This window comes from Aliiroseovarius sp. M344 (assembly GCF_025140835.1).
In the GTDB taxonomy this organism is placed as follows: Bacteria; Pseudomonadota; Alphaproteobacteria; order Rhodobacterales; family Rhodobacteraceae; genus Aliiroseovarius.
Window position 1 is genome coordinate 1,539,805 of record NZ_CP081153.1, and the last position, 15,053, is coordinate 1,554,857.

The following is a 15,053-nucleotide window of genomic DNA, read 5'->3' on the forward strand; positions in this document are numbered from 1 at the left end:
AATTGGAGTCGTCATGAAGGCACCGGAAAACAAACTCAAACGTGCTTTGGCGGCAAACCAGATGCAGATTGGCCTGTGGGTGAATCTCGCCAGTTCTTCAGCGACAGAGCTTATCGGCGGTACAGGCTATGATTGGGCGCTGATCGACGGAGAGCACGCGCCTTTTGATCCGACGCTAATTCAAACTCAATTGCGGGTGCTTGGGCAGTTCGACATTTCGCCTATTGTGCGCGTGCCCATTGGCGAAGACTGGGTGATCAAACAGGTGATGGATTTGGGCGCGCAGTCCATTCTGGTGCCAATGGTGAATACAGGTGAACAGGCAGCCGAGCTGGTGGCCGCGACGCGCTATGCCCCTGAAGGACGTCGCGGCATGGGGGCAGGGGTCGCCCGTGCCGCCAGATTTGGACAAATCGATAGCTACCTGACGAACGCGAATGACGAGGTCTGCCTGATCGCACAGGCTGAAACGCGTCTTGCTGTTGAAAACATTGACGATATCGCGGGAACCGATGGGGTCGATTGTGTGTTCATCGGACCAGCCGACCTGTCGGCTGACATGGGTCACCGTGGCAACCCTGGCCACGCGGATGTGAAAGCAGCCATCGAACACACGGTTGGCCGCATCCGTGCGGCAGGCAAAGCCGCCGGCTTCCTGCATTACGATCATGCCGATTTCGGCTATTACGCGAAGCTGGGTGTGACCTTCCTTGGGGTTGGGTCAGAGGCATCATTGCTGCGGGTTGCCCTTGCAGAGAACCTTCGCGCTGCACGGGCCGCAACGTCTGGGTAGGCGCCCATTTTTGCGACCCAATCGACGGTAACGTCGCGACCTGCGGCAATCGAAGCGGGTGGTGGGGGTTTTTTTGCGGACCCACTCGGGTTAAATGGGCGCTGAGTCGTTCAAGGATTGCCCCATGGCCAAAGCCCCGTATTTTCCACCGCCGCCGCCCATCCCGCCCAAAACGCGGATGTTCCAGCGGATGCCACCGGCTGTGTTTACAACCATTTTGGGGGTGTTCGGGTTGGGTTTGGCGTGGCGACGAGCCGCTGATACCTTGTTTGCCCCGTCGGCCATCGGAGAGCTTATTCTGGGCGCCGTAACGCTGCTTTATCTATTTAGTATAGCTGCTTACGTGATGAAGTTTATTCAACGCAACGGCGTTGTTACCGAAGACTTGCGCGTCCTGCCAGGGCGTGCAGGACTTGCCGCGATGGTGCTGTCGGGCTATTTGCTGGCCGCTACGATCGAACCGTTTTCGCTGGTGCTGGCCGGCGCCGTCCTTTTGCTGGCATTCGTTGTGCATGTGATGCTGGCCATGCGTGTCATTTACCTTCTGTTCACCGGCCCTATCGAAGCGCGCATTGTGACGCCTGTCTGGCATTTGCTATTTGCCGGTTTCGTTCTGATCCCCCTGACCGCTGTGCCTCTTGGATGGAATGGGTTTGCGAGCGCAACCTTCTGGGGTGGGTTTTTTGCTGCGGCTGTCGTCTGGGGTGCGAGTGCGGCGCAATTCCTGCGCACGCGCATTCCCGCCCCGTTGCGCCCGCTCTTGGCCATTCATTTGGCCCCGGCAAGCGTGTTGGGCACCGGCGCCTATTTGTTGGGCGAGACGCAAATGGCCATGGTCTTCAGCGTTATGTCCATCGTTATTCTGGGCATCCTGATCGGGCGTATTCGGTGGCTGATCAAAGCCGGGTTCAGCCCGCTTTGGGGGGCTTTCACTTTTCCACTCGCGGCCTTTTCAACGCTGATGCAAATGGCGGCCGTGGTCACGGGAAGCGATGTCTTGCGGATTGTCGCCGGGCTTAGTCTTGTGGCCGCGACACTGATCATTCTGCCGATTGCCTACAAGATCGTGCAAATGTGGACCAAGGGCGAGCTGGCGGTGAAAACCAACGCCGCGATTGCCTAGGCGTCCGGATCGAAGGGTGCCAGCGTGGCCTGCGCCTTCTTGGTCAGGCTTGCCCGCACCAGCGCATAGGACCTGTGAATGCGATGGGTCAATTCGTCCTGATCCGCGTCAAACGGCAGGTTGACCCACGAGCGATGGAAATAGGGCGCTTTGACCCCCACGCCGGCCTCGATCAACATGGAAGCGGTCTCGATATCCGGTGTTTTCACCGACACGCCGGGCGTCTTGGCGCCGATCGCGGCGAAGATTTTGTCGCCGACTTTCCACACGTCGTGACCGGGTCCAAAGGGTTCAGACCACTCTGCACCCGGAAGGGCGCCACAAAGCTTGTTCACTCTTTCTCGTGTCATGAGGGCACGATAACCCGCTTGGCAGGCACGGGGAAGGGTGCTAGCTTGGCGCCCATGAAACGGATGAGCATCATCATTATCTGCTGCATTACCCACTGACATCGTCAGGCGGGCCGTTCTTCTATTCCATACATGTCAGGAACTTGGTAAGCCCGCACGGGATAATTCTGTGGGACTACGTGTGCGCAGACTTGCGAGGACAGAATGGAAGTTAAAATCCAGCTTCACGATACAATGCAACGGAAGAAACGGCCATTTAAGCCGATCGACCAGAAAAACGTCCGCATGTATGTCTGCGGGCCGACGGTCTATGACCGCGCGCATCTGGGCAACGCCCGACCCGTGGTGGTGTTTGATGTGCTCTATCGCCTGCTGCGCCATGTTTATGACGCGGATCACGTGACCTATGTGCGCAACTTCACCGACGTGGATGACAAGATCAACGCGACCGCCCTGCAGCGCAAAGAGGCAGGGGCCGAGGGCACGTTGGAAGAGCTGGTGCACGAGCGTTCGGACGAGACCATCGGCTGGTATCTGCACGATATGGGCGCGCTTGGTGCGCTTGAGCCTGACCAGATGCCCCGCGCGACCGAGTTCATAGGGCCGATGGTTGCGATGATCGAGGATCTGATCGCCAAAGGCCACGCCTATGAGGCCGAGGGCCATGTGCTGTTCGCGGTCGAAAGCTATAAAAACTATGGCGCGCTGTCAGGCCGGTCTGTCGATGACATGATCGCCGGCGCGCGGGTCGAGGTCGCGCCTTATAAGCGCAACCCGATGGATTTCGTACTATGGAAACCCTCCACCGATGATCTGCCCGGCTGGGACAGCCCATGGGGACGTGGACGTCCGGGCTGGCATATCGAGTGTTCCGCGATGAGCTTTGATCTGCTGGGGGCGTCGTTTGATATCCATGGCGGCGGCAATGACCTGCAGTTCCCGCACCATGAAAACGAGATCGCCCAGTCGAAATGCGCCCATCCGGATGCAGGGTTCGCGAACTACTGGATGCACAACGAGATGTTGCAGGTCGAGGGCAAGAAGATGTCCAAGTCCTTGGGCAATTTCTTCACCGTGCATGATTTGTTGGAGCAAGGCGTTCCGGGCGAGGTGATCCGGTTCGTGTTTCTTGGCACGCACTACCGCAAGCCGATGGATTGGACCGAGAAGAAGCGGGCGGAGGCGGAAGAGCTATTACTTAAATGGCGTCGCATGACGGAGTTTGTTTTGCCGACAAATGTGTCCCGTAAGGTTGAAGTAGCATTGTTTGATGACCTTAATACTTCAGCAGCAATCGAGGAATTGAAGAATTTAGCTGAGCGCAAAGATGCGGGTTCCCTGAAAGCATCCGCAAATTTAATGGGATTGCTACTGGATGAACAAGGAGCGTGGGCTTGGAAGCGTCGACCAATTGGTGACTTTGAAAACGTTCCAGAATGGCATCCTTCGAGGGAATGGATGGTTGAAGTTATGAAGCCAATTTCGCAATGGCTAACTCGGATTAACACTCCTCTCTTTGATGTCCCCAAAGTCAACGTTCCGAAATTCAATTTTGATGTAAAAATTCCTAAACTCTCGCTAGTAACAAATTTGGGTAAGACGAGGGTGCCAAAAATTGCTCCGATTTCAATTCGACCGAATGCGTTCGGAAATCTTAGTAAGATAGGAGAAGGATTTAAGCGCGCTGCGGAGTATTATCGGCGGCTCAAAGCTGATTACCCCGAAGAAATGGGAACTATGAGTGGCGAGGTTCCTTTTTCTGCGCTTACTGTTGAAAATCTTAACGCAATTAAGAACGCGAAAGTAGTTGAGAAACTATCGGAGCGCACCGAAGCGAAGAAACTACAACGCTGGGAAGATGCGGACCGAATTAGGTCGGAATTGGAAAGCTGTGGTGTAGTGCTGGTTGACTTACCGGGTGGAACGAAATGGGAGTTAAGCGAAAGCTTCACGCCCAAGGATTTGGAGGCGTTGATATGACTGAACGCCTCTACCTCTACGACACCACGCTGCGTGACGGGCAACAAACCCAGGGCGTGCAGTTCTCGCTAGCGGAAAAACAACAGATCGCCGAGGCGCTCGACGCGCTCGGCGTAGACTACATCGAAGGCGGCTGGCCCGGGGCCAACCCGACAGACAGCGACTTTTTCGCCGCCGCACCCAAGACCCGCGCGACCTTTACCGCGTTTGGGATGACCAAACGGGCAGGGCGCTCGGCTGAAAATGACGATGTGCTGGCGGGCGTGATGAACGCCGGCACGCCAGCGGTGTGTCTGGTCGGCAAAAGCCATGATTTCCACGTCACCACGGCGCTGGGGATCGAACTGGACGAGAATGTTGAAAACATCCGCGCCTCGGTCGCGCATCTGGTCGCGCAGGGGCGCGAGGCGCTTTACGACGCGGAGCATTTCTTTGATGGGTACAAGGCCAATCCTGCCTACGCGCTGGAGTGCCTGAAGGCCGCTTTTGACGCGGGCGCACGCTGGATCGTCTTATGTGACACCAATGGCGGCACGTTGCCCCTCGAAGTGCACGAGATCACCAAAGCCGTGATCGCAGCAGGCATTCCCGGCGACCATCTGGGCATCCATACCCATGACGACACGGGCAACGCGGTGGCCTGTTCTCTGGCCGCCGTCGATGCTGGCGCACGGCAGGTGCAGGGCACATTGAACGGGCTGGGCGAACGCTGCGGCAACGCCAACCTGACCACGTTGATCCCGGTGCTTTTGTTGAAAGAGCCCTATGCCAGCCAGTTTGAAACCGGCGTCAAACGGAACGCGCTTCAGGGCTTGACGCGGATGTCACGCAAATTGGACGACATCCTCAACCGGGTACCAAACAAGGCCTCGCCCTTCGTGGGGTCGTCGGCCTTCGCACATAAGGCCGGGCTGCACGCCAGCGCGATCCTGAAAGACCCGACCACCTATGAACACATCCCGCCCGAAACCGTGGGCAATGCGCGCATCGTGCCGATGTCCAATCAGGCCGGTCAATCGAACCTGCGGGCTCGTCTGGCCGATGCCGGGATCAAGGTGGCTAAAGACGATCCACGTCTGGGGCAGATCCTTGACCGGGTGAAAGAGCGCGAAGATCAGGGTTATGCCTATGACAGCGCGCAGGCCTCGTTCGAGTTGATCGCGCGTGACGTGCTGGGGCAGTTGCCACGATTTTTCGAGGTGAAGCGCTATAAGGTCACGATCGAGCGGCGCAAGAACAAGCGCAACCAAACCGTCAGCCTGTCCGAGGCGATCGTTGTGGTCAAAATTGGCGACGAGAAAAAGCTGTCAGTTTCCGAGAGCATGGACGAAAGCGGCACCGATCGTGGTCCGGTGAACGCGTTGGCCAAGGCGCTGGCAAAGGACCTTGGTCCCTATCAGGATATCATCGACGATCTGCATCTGGTTGATTTCAAGGTGCGTATCACCCAAGGCGGGACCGAGGCGCAGACACGTGTCATTATCGACAGCGAAGATCGCGACGGCCACCGCTGGTCGACCGTTGGGGTCAGCCCCAACATCGTTGATGCGTCATTCGAGGCATTGCTGGATGCGATCACGTGGAAGCTTCTGCGCGACGGGGCGAAGCCTGCATGAGCGACGCCGCCCCCCGCGACCCCATTGCTGCCTGCGCCGAGATGGTCCAGAAAACCGACCCGGATCGTTTTCTGGCCACCATGACGGGGGCCGTGGAAGAACGAAAACGGCTTTTCCCGCTTTATGCGTTTAATCTGGAAATCGCCCGTGCGCCCTACATGTCGCAGGAACCGATGGTTGCGATGATCCGCCTGCAGTTCTGGCGCGACGTGATTGAAGCCGCGGTTGAAGGACGCGAGGCACCGAAACATGATGTCGCGACGCCTCTGTCACAACTGGTAATCTGGGGTGACATGCGTGCGGCCCCCTTGCTGCGCATGGTGGAGGCGCGCGAGGGTGACGTTCAAGGTGAACCGCGCCGCGACACGAGTCAGATCCGCACCTATCTGCGCGAAACCTCCGGCGCTTTGATGCTGGCCGCTGGACAAGCCGTTGGGATCACCGAGTTTGAAGGCGTTCACGAGATAGATCAGGCGCTGGAAGGGGTGGGCGAGGCTTTGGGGATTGCCAATTGGCTGATGTCTCAACCCGCGCTGAAGGCGGCAGGGCGGGGGCATATCCTGCCAGATGCGGACACAATCCAAGCGTTGTCCGAAACGGGGCTGCAAACAATCGCGCAGGCCCGCGACGTGCTGGGTAAAGACGGGAATGCCGCGCTGCGCAGTGCATGGCGCACCGAAGCGATCCTGCGCCAGGGTCTGAAATCCCCGGATGATGTTGTGAATGGCGCATTGGGACAATCTGAATTCGCCCGCCGTGGCAAGCTGCTTTGGCTCAGCGCAACCAGTCGCTGGTAACGATCAGGCACGTTTCGCCCCGCACAAGGCCCGCGTGAAACGCACCACAACGCTTGCCAAGAATCACATCCGCGCGTCAGGTGTATCTGAGACAACATGCAGATAGATTCCAAGGATCAGCGGTATGAACGCACCAACCCTCTATTTCACGCGGGACGAATATCAGGACCGTCTGGCCAAGACCCGACGCGAGATGGCGAAGCGGGGGCTTGATCTTCTGATCGTGACCGACCCGTCGAACATGAACTGGCTGACCGGTTATGATGGGTGGTCGTTCTATGTGCACCAATGCGTGATTGTCACGATGGACGGCGCCCCGATCTGGTTCGGCCGCGGGCAGGACGCCGCAGGCGCGCTGCGCACCTGCTATATGGCGCCGGATAACATCATGGGCTATCCCGACCACTATGTTCAGTCGACTGAACGCCACCCGATGGATTACCTGTCAGCCCAATTGACTGACCGCTGCCTTGGATCAGGGCGCATTGGCGTCGAGATGGACAATTACTGGTTTACCGCCGCCGCTTTTGCGGCGCTGCAAACCCATTTGCGCAATGCTCAGTTCTCTGATGCCACCGCGTTAGTCAACTGGCAGCGCGCCGTGAAATCCGAGGCCGAGATCGGCTATATGCGCCAAGCTGGGCAGATCGTCGGAAAAATGCACGAGCGGATTTTTGAGAAGGTCGAACCGGGCTTGCGCAAATGCGATCTGGTGGCCGAGATCTATGACGCTGGGCTTCGCTATGACGATACGCTGGGGTATGGCGGCGATTATCCGGCCATTGTGCCGCTGCTGCCCTCGGGCCCGGATGCCGCCGCCCCACATCTGACATGGGACGACCACCCGATGAAATCCGGGATGGGCACGTTTTTCGAGATCGCCGGGGTTGTGCATCGCTATCACTGTCCGCTGTCGCGCACGGTGTTTCTGGGCAAGCCCACGCAGACCTTTCTGGACGCTGAAAAGGCTGTTCTGGAAGGAATGGAAGCGGGGCTTGAGAAAGCGCGCGTGGGCAATACTTGTGAAGACATCGCGCTGGCCTTCTTTGGAGTGTTGAAGAAATACGGGATCGAGAAGGACAACCGCACCGGCTATCCCATCGGCCTGTCTTACCCGCCCGATTGGGGCGAGCGCACCATGTCTTTGCGTCCTGGCGACACGACTGAACTGCAAGAAAACATGACCTTCCATTTCATGACCGGCCTGTGGATGGAGGATTGGGGCTTTGAAATCACCGAAAGCATACGCATTGGTACGGACGGCCCGGACTGCCTGTCCAACGTGCCACGCAAAATGTTTGTGAAGGACTGAGCCATGATCAATAATCCAATCACGGCCACCATTCCGCTGGATCAGGATGGCGTGCATCACGGCTTTCTCAGGTTACCCTATAGCCGCGATGACAGCGCGTGGGGGTCGATCATGGTTCCAATCACCGTCATCCAGAATGGCACAGGACCCACGGCGCTGTTGACCGGGGCCAATCATGGGGATGAATACGAGGGGCCGATCGCGCTGCAGGAACTGACCGTGACCCTGACGGCTGAAGATGTCCGGGGCCGGATCATCATCGTGCCCGCGTTCAACTATCCAGCCTTCCGGGCAGGCACCCGAACCTCGCCCATCGACAAAGGTAACATGAACCGGTCTTTCCCCGGCCGCCCGGATGGCACACCGACCGAAAAAATCGCGGATTATTTCCAACGCGTTTTGTTGCCGATGGCCGACATCGCGGTCGATTTCCATTCAGGCGGCAAAACGCTGGACTTCGTCCCCTTTGCGGCCGTGCATATTCTGGAAGACAAGGTGTTGGAGGCCGATTGCGTGCGCGCCATGAAGGCGTTCAACGCGCCTTACTCGGTACAAATGCGCGAGATCGACAATGTCGGGATGTATGACACCGCCGTCGAAGACTTGGGCAAGGTTCTGGTCACCACCGAATTGGGGGGCGGGGGCACGTCGACATATCGCAGCAACGCGATTGCCAAGAAGGGCGTGCGCAACGTCTTGATAGAGTTCGGAATCCTGCTGGGTGACCTGCAGGTCGACCAGACCAAGACCCTGTCCATGCCCGACGATGACTGCTTCCTGTTCAGTGATGGAGATGGGCTGTACGAGGCGATGGTTGATCTGGGCGATCCGGTCAAAAAGGGCGACGTTGTGGCCCGACGCTGGCCGCTGGACCGAACCGGTCAGCTGCCGGTGGATTACCACGCGCGCCGCGATGGCCTGCTGATCAGTCGACATTTTCCGGGTCTGATCAAGGCAGGCGACTGCGTGGCGGTGATCGGTGTTGCAGACGCCTAACAGGGCTGGATTTCAAATCTGTCCTGCGTTATCCAAAACAGATCCCACGCAATAAAGGCATTGCGCGCTGCTGCTGGGGCTGAGCGGAGCTTTCCCGCCCGACCCGACGCCGCAAAACGCCACGGGTCCTTGCGTAAAAGCTCCCCTCGACTGTAAACCCGGCGGCGCGCCCGCCTGAACGATTGAGGTGAGCCATGCTTCACAATGACCAACTTAACGAGTGGGATCGCGAGAACTTTTTTCATCCCTCAACCCATCTGGCCCAGCACGCCCGCGGCGAAAGCCTGACGCGCGTGATCCGAACCGCATCGGGCGTCTATATAGAGGACCGCGATGGCAACAAGCTGCTGGACGCCTTCGCCGGGCTTTATTGTGTCAATGTCGGCTATGGACGGTCCGAGATCGCCGACGCGATTGCCGCACAGGCGCACGAGCTGGCCTATTATCACTCCTATGTTGGGCATGGCACCGAAGCGTCGATCACCCTGTCCAAGATGATTTTGGATCGCGCACCTGCGAATATGTCCAAGGTCTATTTTGGATTGGGTGGGTCCGACGCGAATGAAACCAATGTCAAACTGATCTGGTATTACAACAACATCCTCGGGCGGCCCGAGAAAAAGAAGATCATCTCGCGCTGGCGCGGTTATCACGGATCGGGGCTTGTGACCGGGTCGCTGACAGGGCTTGAGCTGTTTCACAAGAAATTCGACCTGCCACTGGCTCAGGTGATCCACACCAAGGCACCCTATTACTTCCGCCGAGACGATCTGGCCCAAAGCGAGGCCGCGTTCGTCGCCCATTGCGTGGCCGAACTTGAAGCGTTGATCGAACGGGAAGGGGCCGACACGATTGCGGGCTTCATCGGCGAGCCGGTTCTGGGCACCGGTGGCATCGTCCCGCCGCCCGAAGGATATTGGGCGGCCATTCAGGCGGTTCTCAAAAGGCACGACATCCTCTTGATCGCAGACGAGGTGGTGACAGGCTTCGGACGGCTGGGCACCATGTTTGGGTCGGATCACTATGGGATGGAGCCGGACATCATCACCATCGCAAAGGGGCTGACATCAGCCTATGCGCCCCTTTCGGGGTCCATCGTGTCCGAGAAGGTCTGGAAGGTGCTGGAGCAAGGCACCGATGAGAACGGCCCCATCGGCCATGGCTGGACCTATTCTGCCCATCCGATCGGGGCGGCGGCGGGTGTCGCCAACCTGAAACTGATCGACGACCTTGATCTGATCGCGAATGCTGGCGCCGTCGGCGCGTATCTTCGGAACGCCATGAAAGATGCACTGTCAAATCATGCCCATGTTGGCGATATCCGGGGCGAAGGGATGCTGTGCGCGGTTGAGTTTGTGAGGGACAAGGACAGCCGCGCATTCTTTGATGCGGCAGACAAGATCGGCCCGCAAATCTCGGCCAAACTGCTTGACCAAAGCAAGGTAATCGCCCGCGCCATGCCGCAAGGCGACATCCTTGGGTTTGCGCCGCCGTTCTGCTTGACCCGTGACGAAGCCGACATTGTGGTTGCGGCCACCTTGCGCGCGGTTGAAAGCGTATTGAGCTAAGGCGCGTTGGTGCGGCCATATACAACGGCCGAGATGGGGATGAGGAACAGACCGATTGTTTGCCCCGTCTCGCTGCGCGCGCTTTGTCATTTACGCGACTATGACAGCATGTCGCGATCCGCTGCAGAATGTGGATAGTGTTTTATCTATGCGACTAGGTGCCTTAAGGAATCAGGGTGACTGGTGTTGGTCAGTTCATTTGTTCTTGATGGCGAGCGCGAAATCCGTCAACACCGGTCAATGTTCACATAAGGACAGCTCTGGATGACGCGAAAACCAGCCCCCCGGCAATCCCGGCCACAACAGATCATCGGGTGGCGCGAACACATCGCGTTGCCGCAGTTTGGCATCCTTGACCTGCCCGCCAAGGTGGACACGGGCGCCCGAACCTCGGCCCTGCATGCGGTGGACCAAAGCGTGTTTGAACGCGACGGCGCCCAATGGGTGGAATTCATGATCCCGCTGAAGAACCGCCGCACGACGCGGCGCATCTGCGCACCATTGTTGGAGGAGCGCAACATCAAGAACACCGGCGGCGTGCCCGAGCGTCGCCTTGTCGTGCGCACCACTTTGGTGATCGGCAAGCGGCACTGGCTGATCGACGTTTCACTGGCAAATCGTGAAAAAATGGAGTTTGATCTAATTCTTGGGCGCAGTGCGATCCGAACGCATAAAATGCTGGTTGATCCGCGTCGCTCATATCTCGCCGGTCACCCCATAGCAGACGCCCAAGCACAGCCGCTTCAACCGTTGCCGACCTTGGATATTCAATCAGGAGAAGAAGAATGAAAATTGCAATGCTCGCCAGGAATGCTGGTCTTTATTCTCACCAGCGCCTGAAAGAAGCAGCAGAGCAACGCGGACACGAATTGGATATCATCGACACGCTTCGGTGTTACATGAACATCGCTTCACGGCGTCCCGAGGTCTATTACAACGGTGTAAAACTGCGCCATTATGATGCGGTCATCCCGCGGATTGGGGCATCCGTGACCTTTTATGGCTCAGCTGTTCTGCGGCAGTTTGAAATGATGGGCGTCTATCCTCTGAACGAATCCGTGGCGATCGGCCGGTCGCGGGACAAGCTGCGCTCGATGCAACTTTTGGCGCGTGACGGCATCGGCTTGCCCGTGACAACTTTCGCCCATGATCCGAAGCAAACAGACGAGGTTCTGAAACTTGCTGGCGGCGCGCCACTTGTGGTGAAATTGCTGGAGGGCACACAGGGTATCGGTGTTGTTCTGGCCGACACCAATCGGTCAGCAAAGTCGGTAATCGAAGCCTTTCGCGGTGCAAAAGTGAACATCTTGGTCCAAGAGTTTATCAAAGAAGCGGGCGGGACAGATATTCGTGCGCTCGTGGTTGGTGGCCGCGTGATTGCGGCCATGAAGCGGACCGGGGCGGCTGATGATTTCCGATCAAATTTGCATCGTGGCGGAAGCGCTGAAGCGATCAAAATCTCGCCTGAAGAACGCTCGACCGCTGTGCGTGCGGCAAAGTCGATGGGGCTGAATGTCTGTGGCGTCGACATGTTGCGTGCAAATCATGGCGCCGTGGTGATGGAGGTGAACTCGACCCCCGGACTGGAAGGGGTCGAAAAAGCCACGGGCATCGACGTGGCCGGTAAGATCATCGAGTTTCTTGAGAAAAACGCCAAACGCGGATCAACACGGACAAAGGGCAAGGGCTAGTGGTATCCCGCAAACCGTTTCTGCTGGGCGGGCACGAGGTGAAGCCCGGCAGCCGCCAGACAGTTGACCTGCCGATCAGCGTGCTGTCGGATCACACGCCGGTCACGATGTCCGCCCATGTCATTCACGGCCGCAGACCGGGGCCGACAGTGTTCGTCAGTGCCGGCATTCATGGCGATGAAGTGATCGGTGTCGAGATCGTGCGTCGACTGTTAAACGTGACCGGCCTGCGTTCTCTTCGGGGCACGTTGATCTGTGTTCCGATCGTTAACGCTTATGGGTTTCTGAACCATTCCAGATACTTGCCAGACAGACGGGATCTGAACAGAAGCTTCCCCGGTTCTGAAACCGGGTCGCTGGCCTCGCGATTGGCCGGTATCTTCCTGAAGGAAATCGTATCGCGCAGCGATCTTGGGATTGACCTGCATTCGGCTGCCGCTCACCGCACCAACTTGCCACAGATCCGTATTTCACCGGACAACCCGGACACCCGCAGACTTGCCCGCTTGTTCGGTGCGCCCGTCGTGCTGGAATCGCCGCTTCGCGATGGCTCGCTCAGATCTGAGGCGAAGGCGAAGGGGGTCGATGTGTTGCTCTATGAAGCCGGCGAAGCGCTACGGTTCGATGAGTTTTCCGTTCGTGCCGGTGTGATGGGCATTCTTCGTGTGCTGTATGACAAAGAGATGATCGGACGGCGTGGTGTTTCACAGTCCAAAGCCCACCCCGTTTTCTGCACATCAAGCCGCTGGATTCGCGCGTCGCAAGGCGGTTTGCTGAGAGCGTATAAATCCGAAGGCGACACCGTCAGCGAAGGCGACATACTGGCGGTTGTCTCGGACCCCTTTGGCGAGGTCGAAGCCGACATTGTCGCCACTTTGCCGGGGATCATCGTCGGCCGTGCGGTGATGCCAATCGTCAATGAAGGCGACGCCTTGTTTCATGTGGCGCGCGTCAGCAACGCCGATGATGCAGACCATAAGATGAATGCGATTTCGACGCAGCTTGAGGATGATCCATTATTTGACGAAGACGAGATTATCTAAGTAAAATAGAAGTATAGCGCGACGTCCCATGCCGTGCCGGTTCACAAATTGGAAATGACCACCACTGGGGCGTATGTCGGGACCGACCTGACCTTCGCCGAACTGGACATTGCCCATGAGCGACCATGAAACCCCTGTGACAGAAGTGCCGGAAGAAGACGGGCTTGTCTTCGCAATTTCGCTTTTGGGCGATGGCACGGGCGAATTGGTGGATTGGAAAGCCGTGGAAAGCTGGTCCCAAGATGACCTGCCAATCTGGATACATCTTGATCGGTCCAGCGCGCGGGCGCAGGCATGGTTGCGCGACGAAAGCGGCGTGTCGTCAGCGACAGTTGAAGCATTGCTGGCGGAAGAAACGCGTCCCCGCGTCTTTCACGGTCGCACCGGACTGACCACTGTCTTGCGTGGCATCAATCATAACCCCGGTCAGCAATCCGAGGGCATGATTGCGGTTCGTATCTGGTCCGAGGGGCATCGTATCATCACCTTGCGTGACGAACGTCTGCAAAGCTCGCGCGACCTGCTGGCCGCGCTTGTGGATCATGGCACCGGACCAAAGACGATCACGGAAACATATGTGCGGTTGATTGCCCGGATAAACGAACGCATCGGACCGACCATCGATGCCATTGAGGACCAGATTGACGAGATTGAAAGCGATCTGACCATCAGCGACGCAAAAGAGACCCGAGACTCGATCTCTGATCTGCGTCAGAAAACAGTCCTTATCCGCCGTTATCTAGCCCCTCAACGTGCTGCATTAAGCGAGCTGCTCGCTGACCCGCCAGCCTGGGCCAGCGACGTTTGGCGTCCGGGGCTGCGCGAAGCAACAGACCGCGTCATTGGGTATGTTGAGGAGTTGGATCAAGTCAAAGAACGCGCGCTTGTGATGAAGGATGATATTGCCAACGAACTGGCTGAAAAAGCCAACCGCACACTTTATGTGCTGGCCGTGGTGTCGGCGATCTTCCTGCCGCTTTCATTCCTAACGGGCGTATTGGGTATCAATGTCGGCGGCATGCCAGGGGTCAACAGTGACAACGCCTTCTGGATTTTCTGCGGATTGGTTTCGCTGCTTTTGGTTGTCGAGATTGCGATTTTCAAATTTCTCAAATGGATTTGAGATTGCCGTCTGACCCTATGAACCAAGCTGTGCGGCGGTTTTGGCCAGATTGGTAATACCAGCCCAATCGCCGGATTTGACCAGATCACCGGGGGCAACCCACGATCCACCCACACACAATGTGTTGGGCAAGGACAGGTAATCCATTGCGTTCTTCAAGCTGACACCACCGGTCGGGCAAAAGCGAATTTGGGGCAGGGGCGAGGCGAGCGATTTCAAGAACGGCGCGCCTCCTGCGGCTTCGGCCGGAAAGAATTTCTGCACAGTGTAGCCACGCTCCAGCAAGCGCATCGCCTCGCTGGCCGAGCTTGCGCCGGGCAAAAGCGGCAGATCATTGGCTTCGCAGGCGTCCAGCAGCCTGTCGGTGGCACCGGGCGACACACCGAATGTCGCGCCCGCATTCTTGGCAGCTTCCACATCGGCCGCGGTCAGCAATGTGCCAGCCCCAACAGCCCCGCCATCAATGCGGGCCATTTCGGCGATGACTTCAAGGGCCACCGGCGTGCGCAACGTGACTTCGAGCGCGGGCAAGCCGCCAGCGACCAAAGCTGCGGCCAAAGGGGCCGCGTGAGCTACGTCGTCGACGACCAAAACCGGCACCACTGGGGCCAACCGGCAGATTTTTTCAGCGGCGATACTTGCCTCTTGCGGGGTCATCGAT

General features: G+C 57.9%; 13 protein-coding genes and 1 pseudogene. 12 read left to right on the forward strand and 2 right to left on the reverse strand.

What is annotated here, in order from left to right; translation table 11 throughout:
* Window positions 1-13 precede the first annotated feature (13 nt).
* Both K3556_RS07515 and K3556_RS07520 read left to right on the forward strand, forming a co-directional pair.
* Entirely contained in the window at window positions 14-793 is a 780-nt protein-coding gene (locus K3556_RS07515; protein WP_260519095.1) for an HpcH/HpaI aldolase family protein, read from the forward strand.
* A 124-nt stretch (window positions 794-917) separates the two neighbouring features.
* On the forward strand, window positions 918-1,916 hold the full coding sequence (locus K3556_RS07520) for a tellurium resistance protein (RefSeq protein ID WP_260519096.1): 999 nt from the start codon (window positions 918-920) through the stop codon (window positions 1,914-1,916).
* On the opposite strand, the gene K3556_RS07525 is transcribed toward K3556_RS07520, so the two are convergent.
* The gene (locus K3556_RS07525; protein ID WP_260519097.1) at window positions 1,913-2,266 is read right to left on the reverse strand and encodes an MmcQ/YjbR family DNA-binding protein; all 354 of its coding nucleotides are present in this window, start codon (window positions 2,264-2,266) and stop codon (window positions 1,913-1,915) included. The genes K3556_RS07520 and K3556_RS07525 overlap by 4 nt on opposite strands.
* Window positions 2,267-2,470: 204 nt before the next feature.
* Here K3556_RS07525 and cysS point away from each other — a divergent pair.
* From cysS to K3556_RS07575, 10 genes and pseudogenes are all read left to right on the forward strand, one after another.
* Window positions 2,471-3,661: pseudogene (gene cysS / locus K3556_RS07530) on the forward strand (cysteine--tRNA ligase); the annotation flags it as partial.
* Window positions 3,662-4,242: 581 nt separating this feature from the next.
* Window positions 4,243-5,862, forward strand: a complete 1,620-nt coding sequence (cimA, locus tag K3556_RS07535) for a citramalate synthase (RefSeq protein WP_260519098.1) — start codon at window positions 4,243-4,245, stop codon at window positions 5,860-5,862.
* Window positions 5,859-6,659, forward strand: a complete 801-nt coding sequence (locus K3556_RS07540; protein WP_260519099.1) for a squalene/phytoene synthase family protein — start codon at window positions 5,859-5,861, stop codon at window positions 6,657-6,659. The genes cimA and K3556_RS07540 overlap by 4 nt, the downstream gene beginning before the upstream one ends.
* A 124-nt stretch (window positions 6,660-6,783) precedes the next feature.
* Window positions 6,784-7,971, forward strand: a complete 1,188-nt coding sequence (doeA, locus tag K3556_RS07545) for an ectoine hydrolase DoeA (protein WP_260519100.1) — start codon at window positions 6,784-6,786, stop codon at window positions 7,969-7,971.
* A 3-nt stretch (window positions 7,972-7,974) separates the two neighbouring features.
* Window positions 7,975-8,967 carry a N(2)-acetyl-L-2,4-diaminobutanoate deacetylase DoeB gene (doeB, locus tag K3556_RS07550; RefSeq protein ID WP_260519101.1) on the forward strand — a complete coding sequence of 331 codons (993 nt, stop codon included), beginning with the start codon at window positions 7,975-7,977 and terminating at the stop codon, window positions 8,965-8,967.
* Window positions 8,968-9,161: 194 nt separating this feature from the next.
* Complete coding sequence (locus K3556_RS07555) at window positions 9,162-10,535, forward strand: aspartate aminotransferase family protein (RefSeq protein WP_260519102.1); 1,374 nt, start codon at window positions 9,162-9,164, stop codon at window positions 10,533-10,535.
* Between the two features lie 264 nt (window positions 10,536-10,799).
* The gene (locus tag K3556_RS07560) at window positions 10,800-11,324 is read left to right on the forward strand and encodes an ATP-dependent zinc protease (protein ID WP_260519103.1); all 525 of its coding nucleotides are present in this window, start codon (window positions 10,800-10,802) and stop codon (window positions 11,322-11,324) included.
* Window positions 11,321-12,226: a 30S ribosomal protein S6--L-glutamate ligase gene (rimK, locus tag K3556_RS07565; RefSeq protein WP_260519104.1), complete on the forward strand. Its 906-nt coding sequence runs from the start codon at window positions 11,321-11,323 to the stop codon at window positions 12,224-12,226. The genes K3556_RS07560 and rimK overlap by 4 nt, the downstream gene beginning before the upstream one ends.
* The gene (locus tag K3556_RS07570) at window positions 12,226-13,269 is read left to right on the forward strand and encodes a succinylglutamate desuccinylase/aspartoacylase family protein (protein ID WP_260519105.1); all 1,044 of its coding nucleotides are present in this window, start codon (window positions 12,226-12,228) and stop codon (window positions 13,267-13,269) included. The genes rimK and K3556_RS07570 overlap by 1 nt, the downstream gene beginning before the upstream one ends.
* 115 nt (window positions 13,270-13,384) lie before the next feature.
* Window positions 13,385-14,392 carry a zinc transporter ZntB gene (locus K3556_RS07575; protein WP_260519106.1) on the forward strand — a complete coding sequence of 336 codons (1,008 nt, stop codon included), beginning with the start codon at window positions 13,385-13,387 and terminating at the stop codon, window positions 14,390-14,392.
* A 15-nt stretch (window positions 14,393-14,407) separates the two neighbouring features.
* On the opposite strand, the gene eda is transcribed toward K3556_RS07575, so the two are convergent.
* The gene (gene eda / locus K3556_RS07580; RefSeq protein ID WP_260519107.1) at window positions 14,408-15,049 is read right to left on the reverse strand and encodes a bifunctional 4-hydroxy-2-oxoglutarate aldolase/2-dehydro-3-deoxy-phosphogluconate aldolase; all 642 of its coding nucleotides are present in this window, start codon (window positions 15,047-15,049) and stop codon (window positions 14,408-14,410) included.
* Between the last annotated feature and the right edge of the window lie 4 nt (window positions 15,050-15,053).